This window comes from Stenotrophomonas sp. CCNWLW57 (assembly GCF_037203925.1).
Classification (GTDB): domain Bacteria; phylum Pseudomonadota; class Gammaproteobacteria; order Xanthomonadales; family Xanthomonadaceae; genus Stenotrophomonas; species Stenotrophomonas rhizophila_A.
On the sequence record NZ_JBBCBJ010000008.1, the window covers coordinates 45,206 to 63,533 of the forward strand.

At 67.2% G+C, this 18,328-nt stretch carries 18 protein-coding genes; 10 read left to right on the plus strand and 8 right to left on the minus strand.

The genetic code is table 11. The features are described 5' to 3' along the window. Nucleotide 1 precedes the first annotated feature (1 nt). Both V9K91_RS17570 and V9K91_RS17575 read right to left on the minus strand, forming a co-directional pair. Complete coding sequence (locus V9K91_RS17570; protein WP_093534986.1) at nt 2-427, minus strand: NUDIX domain-containing protein; 426 nt, start codon at nt 425-427, stop codon at nt 2-4. 190 nt (nt 428-617) lie between these two features. Further along, entirely contained in the window at nt 618-1,190 is a 573-nt protein-coding gene (locus V9K91_RS17575; RefSeq protein WP_068848647.1) for an Ax21 family protein, read from the minus strand. Between the two features lie 710 nt (nt 1,191-1,900). Between V9K91_RS17575 and V9K91_RS17580 the strand changes: the two genes are divergently transcribed. Then, a complete protein-coding gene (locus V9K91_RS17580; RefSeq protein WP_068848644.1) occupies nt 1,901-2,260 on the plus strand; it encodes a DUF1428 domain-containing protein in 360 nt (119 codons plus the stop codon). A 48-nt stretch (nt 2,261-2,308) separates the two neighbouring features. On the opposite strand, the gene V9K91_RS17585 is transcribed toward V9K91_RS17580, so the two are convergent. The 4 genes from V9K91_RS17585 to V9K91_RS17600 all read right to left on the minus strand — a co-directional run bounded on the left by V9K91_RS17585 (nt 2,309) and on the right by V9K91_RS17600 (nt 8,161). Next, complete coding sequence (locus V9K91_RS17585) at nt 2,309-2,989, minus strand: hypothetical protein (RefSeq protein WP_320458444.1); 681 nt, start codon at nt 2,987-2,989, stop codon at nt 2,309-2,311. Nucleotides 2,990-2,999: 10 nt separating this feature from the next. Continuing rightward, complete coding sequence (locus tag V9K91_RS17590) at nt 3,000-3,707, minus strand: NrdJb (protein WP_093534994.1); 708 nt, start codon at nt 3,705-3,707, stop codon at nt 3,000-3,002. Nucleotides 3,708-3,765: 58 nt separating this feature from the next. Continuing rightward, a complete protein-coding gene (locus V9K91_RS17595; protein WP_095362596.1) occupies nt 3,766-4,698 on the minus strand; it encodes a histone in 933 nt (310 codons plus the stop codon). 181 nt (nt 4,699-4,879) lie between these two features. Further along, entirely contained in the window at nt 4,880-8,161 is a 3,282-nt protein-coding gene (locus tag V9K91_RS17600; protein WP_095362595.1) for an LAGLIDADG family homing endonuclease, read from the minus strand. Nucleotides 8,162-8,417: 256 nt separating this feature from the next. Between V9K91_RS17600 and V9K91_RS17605 the strand changes: the two genes are divergently transcribed. From V9K91_RS17605 to V9K91_RS17645, 9 genes are all read left to right on the plus strand, one after another. Further along, on the plus strand, nt 8,418-9,845 hold the full coding sequence (locus V9K91_RS17605; protein WP_095362594.1) for a Do family serine endopeptidase: 1,428 nt from the start codon (nt 8,418-8,420) through the stop codon (nt 9,843-9,845). Between the two features lie 135 nt (nt 9,846-9,980). Further along, entirely contained in the window at nt 9,981-10,343 is a 363-nt protein-coding gene (locus tag V9K91_RS17610; protein WP_068848632.1) for a hypothetical protein, read from the plus strand. A gap of 6 nt (nt 10,344-10,349) precedes the next feature. Continuing rightward, nucleotides 10,350-10,856, plus strand: a complete 507-nt coding sequence (locus tag V9K91_RS17615; RefSeq protein ID WP_093535002.1) for a hypothetical protein — start codon at nt 10,350-10,352, stop codon at nt 10,854-10,856. Further along, nucleotides 10,853-11,323, plus strand: coding sequence for a protein sip-5 (locus V9K91_RS17620; RefSeq protein ID WP_336443672.1), 471 nt, complete (start codon nt 10,853-10,855; stop codon nt 11,321-11,323). Before V9K91_RS17615 ends, V9K91_RS17620 begins: the two co-directional genes overlap by 4 nt. 95 nt (nt 11,324-11,418) lie before the next feature. Next, entirely contained in the window at nt 11,419-12,519 is a 1,101-nt protein-coding gene (locus V9K91_RS17625) for an AI-2E family transporter (RefSeq protein WP_068848627.1), read from the plus strand. 9 nt (nt 12,520-12,528) lie between these two features. Continuing rightward, nucleotides 12,529-13,239 (plus strand): HAD family hydrolase, encoded by a 711-nt coding sequence (locus V9K91_RS17630; RefSeq protein WP_095362592.1) that lies wholly within the window; start codon nt 12,529-12,531, stop codon nt 13,237-13,239. Nucleotides 13,240-13,262: 23 nt separating this feature from the next. Beyond that, entirely contained in the window at nt 13,263-14,630 is a 1,368-nt protein-coding gene (locus V9K91_RS17635) for a M17 family metallopeptidase (protein ID WP_095362591.1), read from the plus strand. A 137-nt stretch (nt 14,631-14,767) separates the two neighbouring features. Next, a complete protein-coding gene (locus V9K91_RS17640; protein ID WP_095362590.1) occupies nt 14,768-15,862 on the plus strand; it encodes a catalase family peroxidase in 1,095 nt (364 codons plus the stop codon). After that, complete coding sequence (locus tag V9K91_RS17645) at nt 15,859-16,401, plus strand: cytochrome b/b6 domain-containing protein (protein WP_068848619.1); 543 nt, start codon at nt 15,859-15,861, stop codon at nt 16,399-16,401. Before V9K91_RS17640 ends, V9K91_RS17645 begins: the two co-directional genes overlap by 4 nt. A 57-nt stretch (nt 16,402-16,458) precedes the next feature. Here the strand turns inward: V9K91_RS17645 and V9K91_RS17650 are convergent, their stop codons facing one another. Next, entirely contained in the window at nt 16,459-17,061 is a 603-nt protein-coding gene (locus V9K91_RS17650; protein WP_068848617.1) for a response regulator transcription factor, read from the minus strand. Then, nucleotides 17,058-18,248 carry a sensor histidine kinase gene (locus V9K91_RS17655; RefSeq protein WP_095362589.1) on the minus strand — a complete coding sequence of 397 codons (1,191 nt, stop codon included), beginning with the start codon at nt 18,246-18,248 and terminating at the stop codon, nt 17,058-17,060. Before V9K91_RS17655 ends, V9K91_RS17650 begins: the two co-directional genes overlap by 4 nt. Between the last annotated feature and the right edge of the window lie 80 nt (nt 18,249-18,328).

Below are 18,328 nucleotides of genomic sequence, written 5' to 3' on the forward strand. Positions count from 1 at the left end.
TTCAGCGCGGCTCGGCGAGCCGCGCCAGCCCTTCGGTGGCCGAGCGGGTCAGGGGGGCGGGCAATGCGTCGGCCGCAAACCAGTCCACGGCAAGGATTGCTTCGGGTTCGAGCGACGCGGCCGGCGTGTCGTCCAGCGTGCGCGCCAGGTAGACCGGTGCCACCCAGTGCTGGCCCAGCGCCGGCTCGAAGTGGTCCACCACGCAGAGCAGCCGCTCCAACGCGATGCGAAGTCCGGTCTCTTCCAGCACTTCGCGCACCACCGTGTCTTCCACCTTCTCCATCCAATCGACCTTGCCGCCGGGCAGGCCCCAGTGGCCCTGCTCGGGCGGACGCCCGCGCTTGACCAGCAGGACGGCACCATCGGCACGCTGGATGACGGCGCCACAGCCGACGCGGGGTTGTTGCAGTGGGGTCGGCTGGGACATGGGGTTCTCCGGGAGGCCGAGCCATTATCGCCTGCGGGCCCGCGACCACCAACGGTGGCCGCCTACCGGTGTGCTGGTAGGTACCGACCGTTGGTCGGTACGCTTTTCGCGCCCACAAAAAAGGCCCGGCAATGTGCCGGGCCCTTGTCGCTGCGCCAGTCAGGCACGCAGCGGAGCGATCAGACGCCGCTTACCAGCTGAAACGCGGGCCGACCGACCATTCCTTGTCACCGTGGCGATCCATCTTGATATCGCCGTTGATGCCCCAGTTCTGGTTCAACTTCACCTGGCCACCCAGACGGCCGTAGAACTGGCCATCCGGATTGATGCCGTGCTTCTTGCTGTAATCCTCGTAACCGGCCATTGCGTAGACTTCGGCGTGCTGGCCGAACGCGGTGCGGATACCGGCTTCAGCGCTGTAGCCGTTGAAGTCCAGGCCTTCCTTCGGGTCGAACTTGTTGTAGGCAACGCGGCCCACGAAGTCGGTGCTGGTGGCGATTTCGTGGTTGTAGCCCACGCCGACGCGCCACTGGTCAACCTTGAAGTTGCCGATGTCGGTCTTCTGCTGGTTGTACTCACCAAACGCATGGAAGTTCGGCAGGAAACCGTACGAACCCTTCACACCCCAACCGTCGGCCTTGCCACCATCGGCATCGGTCTTGACGTAATCGCCTTCGGCGTAATTGTAGGACAGGCCTTCAGCGGCCGAAGCGCCGAACGGCAGAGCGGCGGCGAGCGCCAGGGCAATCAAGGAGGTCTTCATGGGGGTACACCTTTTCTGTTGTTTCGTTCGTGCAGTGGCACAAGCGGCTTCTGCATCGGGAATGTAAATTCTCCGTTATTCGACACAACGCGCCCTGAAGTGAGCCGGTTTCGGCTACGCGAATTTTTGGCAACCATTCAGACGCGTCGTGTCATATACGCGCGCGGCGCATTTTTCAGGTGTGCTGTGTGTGTTCGCGGCACACGATGAACCTCGCGTTTACAACGCCTGGATCAAGGGGAGTGGGAGTGATCGAGAGATCGCCGCTGGACTCATGCCGAAATGATTTGGCAGGGCGATGGGAATCCGGTCACGACGATACCCTTGCAGGGCGTCACGCGCTGGGGAAGCCGCTCTTGGGGAGTAGTCGGCTAACGCGTCCATCTTCCGTGTTGCACCGGCTGACGCAGCTCTGGCATCAAACCGCAGGGCCCTTGGGGTGGCCTGCCCGGCGCTTGCATAGTGAGGCCGATAGCGGCGCGCGAATATCAGGATGTTCCTCACCGTCGTTAAGGGTTTTCTTACCCTTGCTTCGCTGCAATGCAGCGCATCAGTGACTTAACCCGTTGATTTTCCGACTGCACATGCCGGATTAACGAAATCATCACCGCCTCCAGCCTGCTGTGGAGGCACTGTCGATTTCCCGCGCCCCCACGCGTCGTATTCCTTGAAGGTGCCCGCCGTGGTGCACCGGTTACCGGAGGCTGCAGATGTCCTATATCGACGGTTTCGTATTGGCCGTACCCACCGCCAACAAAGACAAATTCATCAAACACGCCAACGAAGGCGATTCGGTGTTCATGGAATTCGGCGCGCTGCGCGTGGTGGAGTGCTGGGGTGATGACGTCACCCACGGCAAGCAGACCGACTTCTTCCGCTCCGTAGAAGCCAAGGACGATGAGACGGTCGTGTTCTCCTGGATCGAATGGCCGGACAAGGCCACCCGCGATGCGGGGATGGAGAAAATGATGAAGGACCCGCGCATGGATCCGGCCAACAATCCCATGCCGTTCGACGGCAAGCGGATGATCTATGGCGGCTTCGTACCGATCGTGGAGCTCAGGAAGTAGCAGGCGCTGTAGCGGGCGAATCGACGGCCCAGGCAGCCATCGCCCCGCTCAGCGCGCGTGGCTGCTGTCGTCGTCCTGGCCGTGGCCCATGCCCATCCCGGCGCCCCCACCGCCCATGCCGCCCATGCCACCACCGCCGCCGCCCTTGCCCCCGGCGCGGTCGCCGGCCTCGGCCTTGCCCCGCGCACCACCGGCCGCAGGCCGCGCCGGGCCTTGGCGCGGAATCGCCACGCTGGCGGGAATGGGCGCCAGGTCCAGCGCCTCGCGGATGAAATCGCGCAGCGATACCACCAGCTCGGCGGTCGGCACCGCGCGGCCTGCGGCCAGTTCGTTGGCCGCATGTGCGGCCAGCCGCACCTGGTCGTCGGTGCCCAGCAGCACGATGTCCGAGAGCGCCGCTTCCACCGCATCGCGGATCCGGCGTGCACGGTCGCTACCGGTGCTCAGTGGCAGGTTCAACGTTTCGTCGCCCTCGCCGGGTGCCTGGCGCAGGTCACGCAGGTGGCGCGGATCGACATGCAGCGCGCCGGTGAACGACCCGCCGAGCGTCTTGTAGGCGGCTATCAGGGTGCGCAGCCGCTCGTTGATCTGGCGGTTCTCGCGCTCGCGGCGCTGCTGCAGGGTCTGCATGAACACCAGGCGGATGCCCACGCCGATCAGGGTGATGACCGCCAGCCCGACCAAGGTGGAGAGCATGGCCTGCCAGGAGCTGAAGTCCAGGTTGCGCATCGGCGTCAGCTCACCCGCACTTGGAATACCCACAATTCAGGCAGGTGGCGCAGCCGTCCAGGAACACCAGTGCCTTGGTGAAGCATTTCTCGCACATGCTGGCGCTGGGCGGAAAGCTGGCGCCGTCGCCGGTGATGGCCAGCTCTTCGCTCTCCCGCGCTTCGTACTCGCGGCGCTTTTCGGCGATCAGCGCGCGTTGCGCGGCGCTCATCTCCGGGTCGTGCAGCAGGCCGATCGACTTGAGGTGGTGTTCGACGATGCTGCCCAGTTCGGCCACCAGCGAGGGCATGTAGGCGCCGCCGATCTTGTAGTAGCCGCCGCGCGGGTCGAACACGGCCTTCATTTCCTCGACCAGGAAGGTCACGTCCCCGCCCTTGCGGAACACGGCGGACATGATCCGGGTGAGCGCCACGATCCACTGGAAGTGCTCCATCGACTTGGAGTTGATGAACACCTCGAAGGGCCGGCGCAGCTCGTGTTCGGTGCCCGGGTTGAGCACGATGTCGTTGATGGTCACGTAGAAGGCGTGCTCCACCATCGGCGATTTGATCTTGTAGGTGTTACCGACCAGGACGTCGGGGCGCTCGATGCGCTCGTGCATCTGCACGATGTCGTTGGCGGCGTCCGGGAGCGGGGCGGCGGTGGGCGCTGCCTGGCGCGTCTCCTCGGGGGTGACGACGGCATACCCGGTGATCTTCTGATCGATCCTGACAGCCATGGTGCGTTTCCTCGGTGTTCACGGCGCCCGCGCGGGGCAGGCGCCGTGCATTACCTGCTTACTTGCGGGCGCGCTTGGCCGGGGCCTTGCGGGCCACGGTCTTGGCGGCGCGCTTGGCCGGTGCAGCCTTGCGGGCAACCGACTTGCGGGCAACGGCGGTCTTCTTGGCGACAGCCTTCTTGGTGGCGGCCGACTTGCGGGCCACGGTCTTCTTGGCGACAGCGACCTTCTTGCCGACCGTCTTGCGGGCGGTGGCGGTCTTCTTGGTCACGGCCTTCTTGGTGGCGGCCGACTTGCGGGCGACTGCCTTCTTGGCGGTGGCAACCTTCTTGCCTACGACCTTCTTGGCGGCCACGGTCTTCTTGCCAGCGACCTTGCGGGCGGTGGCCGACTTCTTGGCGACAGCCTTCTTGGCGGTAGCGACCTTCTTGCCAACAACCTTCTTGGCGGTGGCGGTCTTCTTGGTCACGGCCTTCTTGGCAGCAACCGACTTCCTGGCGACAGCCTTCTTGGTGGTGGCAGCCTTCTTGCCCACGACCTTCTTGGCGGCGGCGGTCTTCTTGGTCACGGCCTTCTTGGCGGTGGCGACCTTCTTGCCGGCAACCTTCTTGGCAGCCTTGGTGGTCTTGGTCACGGCCTTTTCAGCAGCGGCCTTCTTCTTGGCGACCTTCTTGGTCAGCGCGGCGGCCTCGGCCTTGGCGTTGCTCTTGGCGGTTTCCAGCTTCTTCTTGGCCGTGGCCAGGCTCTTGCCGACCGACTTGGCGGCCTTGTCAGCCTTCTTGGCGACGGTCTTCTCGGCCTTCTTGACAGCCTTCTTGACCTTGGCAACCTGGGTGGTGGCAGCCTTGCGCGCGCGCTTGGCGGTCTTCTTCACCGAGGCGACCACTTCTTCAGCGGTGTGGGCGATGGTCTCGCCAACGTTGCCGGCGGTTTCTTTCACAGTTTCCACACCCTGCGACAGGGTCGCGGTGACGCCATTTCCGTTGCTCATGTTTTGCCTCCTGAGGGGCCAGTCAGTGATTTCGCTGGCGATGCTATACCGGCGCGGACGATCGTGGAACGGTCTTGTCGCAGCCCGTGAGCCGCCTTTGTGCTTGCCCGGCCGGCGCCATGAATCCGGCGCGGACGGGAATCACGCATGAAACCACTTGAAAACAGCTTCGGCTGCACAATCAGAACTTGCCGTAATAGCCCTCCTTGAGCGCGTCGAACAGGTTCGCGGCGGTGTGCAATTCGCCGTCATACTCGATCTGTTCGTTGCCCTTTACCTCCACAACTGCGCCGTCCTGGAGTTCGAAACGGTAGGTGGTGTTCTCCAGATCGGCCTCCTTGACCAGCACGCCCTGGAACGCGGCGGGGTTGAAACGGAAGGTGGTGCAGCCCTTCAATCCCTGCGCGTGGGCATAGCGGTAGATGTCCTTGAACTGCTCGTAGGGGTAGTCGGTGGGGACGTTGGCGGTCTTGGAAATGGAGCTGTCCACCCACTTCTGCGCGGCGGCCTGGACATCCACGTGCGCCTTGGGCGAGATATCGTCGGCGGCAATGAAGTAGTCCGGCAGGCGGGCGCCATCCTCGTCGGCGAACGGCATGGCCTGCGGGTTGACCAGGTGCCGGTAGGCCAGCAGTTCGTAGGAGAACACGTCCACCTTCTCCTTGCTCTTGCGCCCCTCGCGGATCACGTTGCGGCTGTAGTGGTGGGCGAACGAGGGCTCGATGCCGTTGGAGGCGTTGTTGGCCAGCGACAGGCTGATGGTGCCGGTGGGCGCGATGGAGCTGTGGTGGGTGAAGCGGGCGCCGATCTCGGCCAGCTCCTCCACCAGCTCCGGGGCCACGCTGGCGATGCGCTGCATGTAACGGCTGTAGCGGGCATGCAGCACCTTGCCCTCGATCTGCTGGCCGGCGCGCCAGCCATCGGCGGCCATTTCCGGGCGCTGGCGCAGCATGGCGGCGGTGACCTCGAAGGTTTCCTGCATGATCGGCGCCGGCCCTTTTTCGCGGGCCAGGCTGAGCCCGGTTTCCCACCCCGCCACGGCCATCTCGCGGGCGATGGCCTCGGTGAAGTCGCAGGCGTCGGGCGCGCCATAGGTCATGCGCAGCATGGCCAGGGTGGAGCCCAGGCCCAGGAAGCCCATGCCGTGCCGGCGCTTGCGCAGGATCTCCTGGCGCTGCTGTTCCAGCGGCAGGCCGTTGACCTCCACCACGTTGTCGAGCATGCGGGTGAACACCCGCACCACTTCTTTGTATTCGTCCCAGTCGAACCGGGCCTGGGCGGTGAACGGCTCGCGCACGAAGCGGGTGAGGTTGACCGAGCCCAGCAGGCACGCGCCATACGGGGGCAAGGGCTGTTCGCCGCAGTTATGGGCATGCAGTCCGTTGCCGTCGAAGCAGTGGATGCCAGGTACCTGGACGTCGTAGACGTCTTCCACCCCGTCCGGGTCCACGCTTTCGACGGTGGCGAAGAAGCGGCTGCGGTTGAGCGTGCGGCGGTAGGCGGCCAGCGTCCGGGTCAAGCGCGCGGCCTTGTCGGTGTCGGCGAACCCGATCAGCGCGTCGTAGCGGGCTATGCCTTCGCCGCTGATCACGAGTTCGAACTGGGCCAGGGCGGGGTAAGCACGCTGGCCACCGCGGCCATCCGGCAGCACGGCGTGTCCGGCCTCACGGCGGGCGTAGAGGGTGGAGGGAATGCCGAGCCGCAGCAGCATGCGCTGCACCGCCTCCAGGCGCGGACGATCAGACTGCGCCAACCGCACGGATACGCCCTTGCCTTGATTGCCCTGCACGCTGCCGTCGGCGTCGAAGAGGCCGCGCAGGAAGCCACGGCAGGCATCGCTGGAAAGTTTTTCCAGCGCCGGGGTAATCGGCTTATCACCGGGGGACATGCCCAGCTGCTGAGCAAGATCACGCAATGCCGCGGACTTCAGGCGCCATTCGCTCCGGCCGCCCACCTCGGCCCACCCGGTGAAATCGGCCCGGTGCGGCAGCGTCTTCGCGCAGCGCAGCGCTTCACCCATCAGCGCGAGCGCTCCGGGTGCCGGCGTCGCCGGCGCGCCATTGGCCACTGCCGCTGGGCTCCACACCGAGAGCACAGCGCCTTCCTCTTTCAACGTGCCGTCGCCCATCAGCAGCCCCAGCAGGTAACCCTGCTCATGCGCCAGCGCACCCGGCCAGTGCGGGGCGGCGCGATGGTCCTGCAGCAGTACCTCATCCCCCGCCTGCAACTGGCCCGCCTCGCACCACTCGCTCTGCACCTGCCAGCGGGTGCGGTGGGTGACCCGGCGAACCCGATGGTCGGCAGTCAGCCGCAGCCGATGGCCTTCGCGGGTCTGCAGGGCGAGCACCGGCTTGCGCGCCGTGCGGAAGAACCCCGCATCGGTGGTGGCATGGTCCTGCCCCTCCACGCGCACGTGGAACCCCTGCCCGATCAGCTCGGCCACCTGGCGCGGCCCGGCGGCGGTGTGCACCCAGGTATCGGCGGTGACGCAGGGATTGGTGGCGCGGATGTCCTCGCACCACCAGTTGTTGTTCATTTCATTGACCCGGTCGATCAGGATGAAACCCGGTTCGGCGTAGTCATAGGTGGACACCATGATCATGTCCCACAGGTGCCGGGCGCGGATCTGGCCGTAGACGCGGCAGGCCACCAGGCCATCTTCGCGGACCACGTAGTCGCGGTGGGTGGGCCATTCGCGCCACTGCACGGCGGCCGGATCGGCCAGGTCGAACTCGCCCGCCTCGTGCAGGCTCAGCGGGAACACCAGCGGCCAGTCGGCGTCGTTGTCCACGGCCTGCATGAAGCCATCGGTGATCAGCAGCGACAGGTTGAACTGGCGCAGCCGGCCGTCTTCGCGCTTGGCCCGGATGAAATCGCGCACATCCGGGTGCGAGACGTCGAAGGTGCCCATCTGCGCACCACGGCGGCCGCCGGCCGAGGAGATGGTGAAACACATCTTGTCGAAGATATCCATGAAGGACATCGGGCCGGAGGTGTGTGCACCAGCCCCTGCCACGAACGCGCCGCGTGGGCGCAGCGTGCTGAACTCATAGCCGATGCCGCAGCCGGCCTTGAGGGTAAGCCCGGCTTCGTGGACCTTGCGCAGGATGCCGTCCATCGAATCTTCGAGCGTGCCCGAGACCGTGCAGTTGATGGTGCTGGTGGCCGGCTTGTGCGCCTGCGCGCCGGCATTGGAAATGATGCGGCCGGCGGGAATGGCGCCACGGCGCAGCGCCCAGGTGAAGCGCTCGCGCCAGTGCCGGCGCTTGTCCTCGGTGAGTTCGGCGTCGGCCAGGGCGTGCGCCACGCGCAGGTAAGTGGCGTCGATGTCCGCATCCAGCGCCTGGCCCTGCTTGGTCTTGAGCCGGTACTTCTTGTCCCAGATATCCAGCGACGCCGGCTGCAGCGGCACGTCGCCCGTGGCCAGCTCCGGGGGAATCACGTCCGTTTGCACCGTACGCATTCGAGGCAGGCTCCATCGCGTGGTCACCGGGTGTACCCGCTGGCGAACCCAACGCCTTGGGGCACTCTGGGTCGGCAACGCAACATCTAGTGGCCGGCCTGGATCCAGCTTACGCCGGCACGGGGGCGTGTCAACGGCACGGAAGGTCGCAGGGGCGGCAGTGGCCGGGGTCGATTTCATCGCCGGTTTAGCCGGCAGCGCACAGACTCATTCAGCTTGATTTACCGTATACGTGTTTTCCGCCCACCGGACTCCCATGCGACCGCTCCCGACCCTGCTCACGCTCGCGCTTGCCGCCGCCTTCGGAGGCTTTGTCGCTTCCGCCATCAACGCCCATCTGGACAACCGCGCTGAAGCGGCGCCGGCCACGCTGGCCATTCCGGCGACCGCCGCGCTGCCTGCATCGGTGGCCGGGCAGCCGGTGCCGTCGCTGGCGCCGATGCTGGAGCGGGTGATGCCGGCGGTGGTGAGCGTCAATACCAAGCAGGTGGTGCGGGTGCGCAACCCGTACTTCAACGACCCGTTCTTCCGCCGCCTGTTCCCCGAAGTGCCGCAGGAGCGCATCAATGAATCGCTCGGTTCGGGCGTCATCATCGATGCGGCCGAAGGCCTGGTGCTGACCAACCACCACGTGATCGAGAACGCCGACGATGTGCAGGTGACGCTGTCGGACGGACGCACGGTCAAGGCCGAGTTCCTCGGTTCGGACCGCGATACCGACATTGCGCTGATCCGCATTCCGGCCGACAGGCTCACCGCGCTGCCGCTGGGCGACAGCACGCAGCTGCGCGTAGGCGACTTTGTGGTGGCCATCGGTAACCCGTTCGGCTTCAGCCAGACGGTCACGTCGGGCATCGTCTCGGCGGTGGGCCGTACCGGCATCCGCGGGCTTGGCTACCAGAACTTCATCCAGACCGACGCCTCGATCAACCCGGGCAACTCCGGCGGCGCGCTGGTCAACCTGCAGGGCCAGCTGGTGGGCATCAATACCGCCAGCTTCAACCCGCAGGGCAGCATGGCCGGCAACATCGGGTTGGGCCTGGCCATTCCGACCAACCTGGCGCGCGATGTGGTGGACCAGCTCATCAAGCATGGCGTGGTGGTGCGCGGCACGCTGGGCATCGAAGCACAGAACCTCACCCAGGCGCTGGCGCAGAACCTGGGCCTGAGCGAAGCGCGTGGCGCGCTTGTCACCCGCGTGCTGGCCGGTTCGGGCGCCGCTGCGGCGGGGCTGAAGCCGGGCGATGTGGTGGTGTCGGCCAATGGCCAGCGGGTGGATGGCGCGGTGGCGCTGCACAACGTGGAGGGCCTGCAGCCGGTGGGCAGCGCGCTGACACTGGAGGTGCGCCGTGATGGCAAGCCGCTGACGTTCAAGGCCACGCTGAAGGAACAGCCGCGCGCGGTTGCCGGTGAATCGCTGGACCCGCGGTTGAGCGGCGCCACCTTCGTCGACCTGCCCGAGACATTGCGCCAGGCCGGCAGCAGCGGGGTCATGGTCAGCGAGGTCAAGCGCGGCAGCCGCGCGGCGAATTCGGGCCTGGTCGCCGGCGATCTGATCATCCAGGCCAGCGTGGGTGAATTCGCCGACCTGGCCAGCTGGCGCGCCAATTTCCAGCAGCGCCCGCAGCAGCTGGTGCTGCGCGTGGTGCGCGGCAATGCGCGCGGCGAACTGGAGATGCGCTGAACCGGTCAGGCAACCTTCGCGCGCGGATCACACCAGCTGACGCCCTCTACACCCTGCCAGTGCTATTACCTTCAGTTCGCTTCGACCGGCATGGCCTGCGGTCACCTTCCCCATCGCTTACTACGGAGATACACGATGAGCCCCACCAATACCGAAAACCTCAAGGAACACCTGGGTGAAGCCGGTTCGCACCTGAAGTCGGCTGCCACCGCTGCCGGCGGCGCAATCAAGGGCGCCACCGGCGCGGCGACCGACGAACTGCGTATCGGCAAGGCCAACGTCAAGGCCGAACTCTCCGACACCGCACTGTCCGGGCTGGCTGCTGCTGAATTCGGCGGTGCTGCTGCCAAGGAACAGGTCGATGCGCTGATGGACAAGGGCAAGGACCTGGTCGACAGCGCCGCCGAGCTGATCCGCGAGCGCCCGCTGGCCTCGTTCGGCGTGGCGTTTGCCGCCGGCTGGATCATCGCCAAGCTTGCCCGCAGCGGCGACAAGTAAGTCGGCGTGAGCGATCAAGCACAGTCGACGCCTGACGGTGGGGCGGCAACGCCTCCACCGGAGGGCGATGCCGGGCAGCGCGCGCCGCGCCTGGATGAAAGCATCCGCGAGGTCGGCCAGGCCGGCCGCGCAACCGTGGATTCGGCCAAGCACACGCTGCGTTCGCTGCGCCGTCTGGCCTCTTTTGAATTTGCCTTGGCACGCAGTGCGTTCGGTCGGGCCTTGGCGTGGAGCGGGGTGGCGATCGTGTTCGGCGCCTCGGCATGGCTGCTGCTGGCCGGCACGCTGATTGCGCTGATGCAACGCTGGGGCCTGTCCTGGTTCCATTCGCTGCTGATCACCTCGCTGGTGAGCCTGGTGATGACCGGCTATGCGATCTGGCGGGTGTCGTTCTTCTTCCGCCACACCGGCATGCATGCCACCCGCCGCCAGTTGTCGCGGCTGGGCCTGTTCGATGAGCCCACCGAAGACGATCCCGATGCGGATGTGCGGGCACCGGAGCGTACGCCATGAAGTTCGAAGCCCTTCGCCACCGCGTCAAGCGGGCTGAACAGGTGGTCTCGATCCGGGTCGACCAGACCCAGTGCAGCTGGTTCACCCTGAGCCAGGCCTGGCGCGAAGGCTGGACCCCGCTGCGCATCATCAGCGTGGGCCTGGCCGGTGGTTTCCTGGCCGGTAAGCTGGAGCCCGGCAGCACCCGTTTCCACGGCGCCCGCTGGCTGCAGATGATTGGTTCGGTGTCCAACCTGATGGCCAGCGCACAGGCGGCGTTCGCCTCGATGCAGGCCAATGAGGCGGCCGAAACCGCCGAACAGGCTGCGGACAAGGTGGATGAAGCGGTCGACCCGACGCCACCTGCAGCACCGGCTCGGGCCGCCGCCCATGCCGCTGCGCCGCGGGCACGGGTAACCGCCACGCAGGAGGCGGCGCAGCCGCAGCCACTGCCAGCGGAAGCGGCCACCGACGTTTCCGAACGTTAACCGGTAGCGCCGGCCGTTGGCCGGCCCTCCCATTCCACACGCCGCACGCACCCGGGTTGCCCAATAATGCGTCTCCTCTCCAGCGTGCGACCTGCATGAGCGTTCCTGCGCCCTCCCCTGCCGACGCTCCCCTGCCGGTACCGGTACCGCCCCCGCCGCGCCCGCGCGCGCCGATGTCGCTGGTGGTGCTGGCCATGCTGGCGGTGGCGTTCACTCTGTGGGCCGCGCAGGAAATCATCCTGCCGATCCTGCTGGCCATGTTCTTCGCGCTGGTCGGCAACCCGATCCTGCGCCTGCTGGGCCGGCTGTGGGTTCCGCGCTTCCTGGCGGCGGTGCTGGTGATCGGGGTGGGGCTTAGCGGCACGGCCGCGCTGGGCGTGCAGCTGGTGGGCCCTGCGATGGAATGGGCACAGGAAGCGCCGCAACAGCTGCGCAAGGTGGCCCGGCAGGTGCAGAACCTGACCAAGCCGGTGCAGCAGGCCAACCAGGCGGCGGAGAATTTCGCGCGCGTGGCGGGTGGCGAGGGCAGCCGCCGGGTGCAGGTGGTGCGCACCCAGCTGGATGACCCGTACAAGGTGCTGACCCGGGCGCCGCGACTGGCCGCGTCCGTGCTGGCGGTGGTGCTGCTGACGCTGTTCTTCATGATCTACGGGCAGAACCTGCAGAAGCATGCCATCGCGCTGTTCCCCAGCCGGCAGCAGCAGCGGTTCACTACCGACATCCTGCGTTCGATCGAACGTGAGGTCTCGCGCTATGTTTTGACCATCACCGTGATCAACACGCTGGTGGGGCTGATTTTCTCCGGGGTGCTGTTGCTGCTGGGCATCAGCCTGCAGGAAGCGCTGCTGTGGGGCACGGTGGCGGCGCTGCTGAATTTCGCACCCTACGTGGGCCCGCTGATCGGGGTGACGCTGATGCTGCTGATGGGCTTCGTGGAGTTCAGCGACCCGTTCCATGCCCTGCTGCCGGCGGCGTGTTACCTGGCCCTGCACACCATTGAAGGCCAGGTGGTGACCCCGATCGTGCTGGGCCGGCAGATGGCGATTTCGCCGCTGATCCTGATCCTGGCGCTGATGGTGTTCGGCTGGCTGTGGGGCATGGTGGGCCTGCTGCTGTCGGTCCCCCTGCTGGTCTGCATCAAGCTGGTACTGGCGCGCCTGGACGGCACCCAGGGGTGGGCGAAACTGTTGGAGTAGAATGGGCGGGTGAATTTTCCCGTCCTAGCCATCACTCTCGACCTCGACGACACCCTGTGGCCGTTCGCCCCCATCGGCGCCCGCATCGACCAGGTGTTGTACGAGTGGATGCTCCAGCACAGCCCCGCCACCGCCGCGATGTACCCGGTGGCGGCGATGCGCGAACTGCGTGAGCGCTCCTTCCGCGATAACCCGCACCTGCACTACGACCTGAGCGCCCTGCGCCGGCTCACCCTGCGCGAGGCGCTGGAAAACAGCGGGGCGGACCTGGCCCTGCTGGAACCGGCCTACGAGGCGTTCTACGCCGCACGCAACCAGGTGGAGTTCTACCCCGATGCGGTGGACGCACTGGCCCGCATCGCCGCCCGGGTGCCGGTGGCCGCGCTCAGCAACGGCAACGCCGACCTGGCCCGGATTGGGCTGGACCACCACTTCGCCTTCCAGCTGGGTTCGCGTGAACACGGCGCGGCCAAGCCGGCCGCCAGCATCTTCCACGCTGCCTGCGAGCGCCTGGGGGTGGCCCCGGCGCAGGTGCTGCACGTGGGCGACCACATCGAAATGGACGTGGTGGGCGCGATGCAGGCCGGCCTGCGCGGCTGCTGGATCAACCGCGTTGAACACACCTGGCACCATCCTTCGCTGCAGCCTGACCTGCAGTTCGACACCCTGACCGGGCTGGCCGACTGGCTCGATGCGAACGCATCGGCACAGACCGCCTGACCACGAACGGAGCACGACCCCGCATGACCCAGATCACCGGTTTCACCACCGATTCGGCCAAGGCCCTGCCGCTGCATGTCATGGAGCGCGAACAGTTCGCGGCGTGGCGCGCGCAGCAGAGCCCGGCCCTGGTTGCCTGGCTGGATGCGCAGCACTTCAACGGCAGCGGTGGCAGCGTGGTGCTGCTGCCGGGCGAACACGGCCTTGCCGGCGCCATCGTCGGCGTGGGCGACCCGGGCGATGCCTATGCCTATGCGCACGCCCCGTTCGCACTGCCCGAAGGCAGCGTGTGGCAGCTGGCCGATGCGCTGCCGACCAACATCGAAACCCTGCTGCACCTGGGCTGGGGCCTGGGCAGCTACCGCTTCGCGCGCTATCGCAAGCCCAACCGCGCCCCGGCGCAGCTGGTGGCCAGCCCGGCCGCCGAAGTGCGCGATGTGATCACCGCCAGCCTGCGCGTGCGCGACTGGGTGAACACCCCGACCGAAGACATGGGCCCGCAGCAGCTGGAAGACGCCGCGCGTGAATTGGCCGCCGCCCATGGTGGCCAGTGCGAAGTGATCACCGGTGACGCGCTGCTGGAGCAGAATTTCCCGGCCATCCACGCGGTGGGTCGCGCCTCGCACCGCGCGCCGCGCCTGATCGCGCTGCGCTGGGGCCAGGCCGGCCGGCCGCACGTGGCGCTGGTGGGCAAGGGCGTGTGCTTCGATACCGGCGGGCTGGACATCAAGCCGGCCGACGGCATGCGCAACATGAAGAAGGACATGGGCGGCGCCGCGCACGCGCTGGCGCTGGCCGGGCTGATCATGGCGCAGGAGCTGCCGGTGCAGCTGACCCTGCTGATTGCCGCGGTGGAAAACGCGATCGGCCCGGATGCGTTCCGCCCGGGCGAAGTGATCGCGACCCGCAAGGGCCTGAGCATCGAAATCGACAACACCGATGCCGAAGGCCGGCTGGTGCTGTGCGATGCGCTGACCTACGCCAGCGAACAGCAGCCGGAGATCGTGCTGGATTTCGCCACGCTCACCGGCGCGGCGCGCATCGCGCTCGGCCCGGACCTGCCGGCGCTGTTCAGCAACAACGACAGCCTGGCCCAGCAGTGGCTGCAGGCCGGCGAAACCACCCGCGACCCGGTCTGGCGCATGCCGCTGTGGCGCCCGTACCTGCGCTACCTGCACAGCGGCATTGCCGACCTGGCCAACGCCGGTTCGCGCATGGCCGGTTCAGTGACCGCAGCGCTGTACCTGGAGCGGTTCATCGCCGAAGGCCAGGCCTGGGCGCACCTGGATGTGTACGCCTGGAATGACGGCGAACGCCCGGGCCGCCCGGCCGGTGGCGAGGCCCTGGCGCTGCGCTCGGCGTGGTCGATGTTGAAAACGCGATACGCGTAACGCCGAACCGAACCGATCCCCGCCCCGGCGGGGATCGTTCGTTGAATCTTGTCGAAAATGTGAATATCGGGGCGACCGGGGTTCTGACACCATGGCCGCACCCACCCCCTCACGTTCGAGAAGGCAGGTAACGGCCCATGTCGCTCTTCCGCTATACCCGCGCCGGCCGTGAGCCGGATGCCCCGCGCCCCCCGCATTCCCCGCTGCTGTGGATCGCGCTGATCGCGTTGATCGCCGGCGTGCTGGTGCTGGCCTTCGCCTGGCTGGCCGGCTGGCTGGGCCGCGACCGCGCCACCGTGCAGACCTTCACCGACACCATCGAAGCCACCGGTGCCAACCACCCCGGTTTCCGCCGCGCGCACAGCAAGGGCGCGTGCGTAAGCGGCAGCTTCCAGGGCACCCCGCAAGGGGCCGCACTCAGCGCGGCGCGGGTGTTCCGCCAGCAGCAGGTACCGGTGCTGGGCCGCCTGTCGATCGGCGGCGGCGATCCGCACGGTGCAGACGCCAATGCGCGCGTGCGCAGCATGGCGCTGCAGCTGGTCAGCGATGACGGCCAGGAATGGCGCACGGCGATGAACAGCTTCCCGTTCTTCGCGGTGCCCACCACCGAGGCGTTCCTGGAACAGACCCGCGCCGGCATTCCCGACCCGGCCACCGGCAAGCCGGACCCGGCGAAGATGGCAGCCATCGCAGCCAAGTACCCATCGGCGAAGGCCTTCGGCGAATGGGCAAAGACCGCGCCGTGGTCCACCAGCTGGGCCAACACCACCTACAACGGGGTGAACAGCTTCCGCTTCACCAACGCCGACGGCCACACCGAAGTGGTGCGCTGGAGCATGCGCCCGCTGGCACCGTTCGAAGCCATGGATGCCGAGCAGCGCAAACAGGCCAGCCTGGATTACCTCAGCGATGAGTTCCAGCAGCGCCTGGCCAACGGGCCGGTGCAGTGGGAGATGTGGGCGACCATTGCCGCAGCCGGCGATGCGGTGAACGACCCCTCGATTCCGTGGCCCGAAGACCGCCGCCAGGTGAAGCTGGGCACGCTGACCCTGACCGCGCTGCAGCCTCAGGCCGGCGGTGCCTGCAACAACCTCAACTTCGATCCCCTGATCCTGCCCAGCGGCATTGCCGGCAGCGATGACCCGATCCTGGCCGCGCGTTCGGCGGTGTATTCCGAATCGTTCAACCGCCGCGAACGCGAACTGGCCAGTGGCAAGGAGAAGGCGCAATGAGCCGTGATGCCGGGCATTTCAACCTCACCGCGCGCGTGCTGCACTGGCTGATGGCGGTGCTGATCCTGACCATGCTGTTCGTTGGCGTGACCATGGTGGCCTCGCTGCACTGGCGACCGCTGCTGGTGGACCTGCACCGGCCGCTGGGCATCGCGATCCTGCTGCTGGCGCTGGTGCGGCTGATCAACCGGTTGCGCCATCGGCCACCGCCGCTGCCGGCGGATCTGCCGGCGTGGCAGGCGGCCGCCGCGCATGCCTCGCATTGGGTTCTGTACGGGTTGATGCTGGCCATGCCGCTGGTGGGCTGGGCGATGCTGTCGGCCGGTGGCTACCCGATCCAGATGTGGAAGGGCGTGCTGCTGCCGCCGATCCTGCCGCACGACGTGGCGCTGTACGCCGCGCTGCGCAGCGCGCACAGCCTGCTGGCCTATGTGTTGTTCGCCACGGTGGTGCTTCATTTGAGTGCGGCGCTGTTCCACCTGTGGGTGCGGCGCGATGGGGTGTTCCAGGCGATGGCGAAGGGCCCGGGAGACCGCTGACAAGGTCACACGACCAACGGTCGTGTGCTACCGGAGGGTTGCAGCCACCGTGGGTGGTTACAACCATCCCTTCTGCCGGGCCAAGCGGTAGGCCTCGATGCGGTTTGCCACGCCCAGCTTGCCGATGCATTCGGACAGGTAGTTGCGCACCGTGCCATGCGACAGCCCCAGCTGGGTGGCGATCTCGCTGGCCGAGCGGCCGTCGCCGGACAGGCGCAGCACCTGGCGTTCGCGGTCGTTGAGCGGGTCGGCCTGCGACCACGCGTCCAGCGCCAACTGCGGGTCGATGGCACGGCCGCCGTGCTGTACCTGGCGCAATGCATCGGCCAGCTTCTCCGCCGGTGCGTCCTTGAGCAGATAACCGCACACGCCGGCATCCAGTGCGCGGCGCAGGAATCCGGAACGCGCGAAGGTGGTCACGATCACCACCTTGATCGGCAGCGCATGTCGGGCGATGCGCTGCGCCAGCTCCAGCCCGGACAGCCCCGGCATTTCGATATCGGTGACCAGGATGTCCGGCTGCAGCTGCTGCAGCATCCGCCAGGCCGCCTCGCCGTCAGCGGCGGCACCCAGCACGTCGATATCCGGCTCCAGCCCGAGCAGCGCCGACAGCGCGCCGCGCACCATCGCCTGGTCTTCGGCCAATACGATGCGGATCATGGCAGTGCCTCATTGGTCAGTGGGGTCGCACTTGGCGCCGTGGCGACCGCGGCGGTCCTGGCCGGTAGCGGCACCCGCACCACCACCGTGGTGCCCTGCCCGCGCGGGGAGTGCACCTGCAGCGTGCCACGCAACGCAGCCACGCGTTCGCGCATGCCGGTGAGCCCGTTGCCATCGGCCTGCACATCGCCTCGGCCGTCATCGCGGATCTGCAGGCCCAGGGTGCGCCCGTCCTGGCTGAACTCGACCCAGGCCTGGTGCGCGTCGGCATGTCGCACGATGTTGGTGGCCGCTTCGCGCAGCACCAGCGCCAGGCCGCGTTCGATCTCCGCCGGCATCGGCGGCGGCGGGCTGTAGTGCAGGTGCACGTGCTGGCATTCCAGCAGCAGCCGCGCGGCCGCCAGTTCCGCGGCAAGATCGCTGGCACGGATGCCGGTCACGGCGCTGCGCACTTCAGACAATGCCTGCCGCGCGATGGCTTCGGCTTCGGTCACCTCCAGCCGCGCGCGTTCGGGATCGCGGTCGAACAGCTTGCGCGACAGCTCCAGCTTCAGGGTGATCAGCGACAACGTGTGACCGAGCAGGTCGTGCAGGTCGCGGCCGATGCGCTCGCGCTCGGCGGTGGCGGCCAGCCGTCGCACTTCGTCCTGGGACAGCTGCAGGGCCGCATCGCGATCCTTGTTGGTGCTTTCCACGTTGATGATGAAGCCGATGATGAACGCCATCGACGGAATCCACACCACCAGCTGCCAGTGGTAACCCACCCATAACGCAATGGCCACGAACACCGCGTTCAGCGCCGCCAGTTGCGCCAGATAGCGCCACGCACTGCCGGTGCGGCACACCCGCAGGGTGACGCAGCCGAAGATGAAATAGCTGATGCCTGAGGGATACCACGGCAGCAGCGCCAAGCCCATGGCAACCATGGCCAGCGCGTAACGCGGCGCGTGCCGGCGCGGCGACAGCAGCTGGCGGGCGTACAGCGCCAGGAACACGGGGTAGGTCAGCAGGGTGAGCCACAGCCACAGCAGGCTATAGCCGCCGCCGAACATCGGGGTGAGGAACACCCAGCCGGTCCACAACAGGTGCACCGCGTCGGACCAGGCCGGCTTGCCGGCGCGCAGGTTGTCGGCAACGGCCGAATCCGGGGCGGGTCGCAGAAGGGAGGAAAGCCAGCGGGGCGGCATGGTGGGTTCCCGGTCGTGGGGGCGAGGCGCGATCATGGCAGTTTCCCGGTGGGGTGCGGCATACCCATACGATCCCGGGT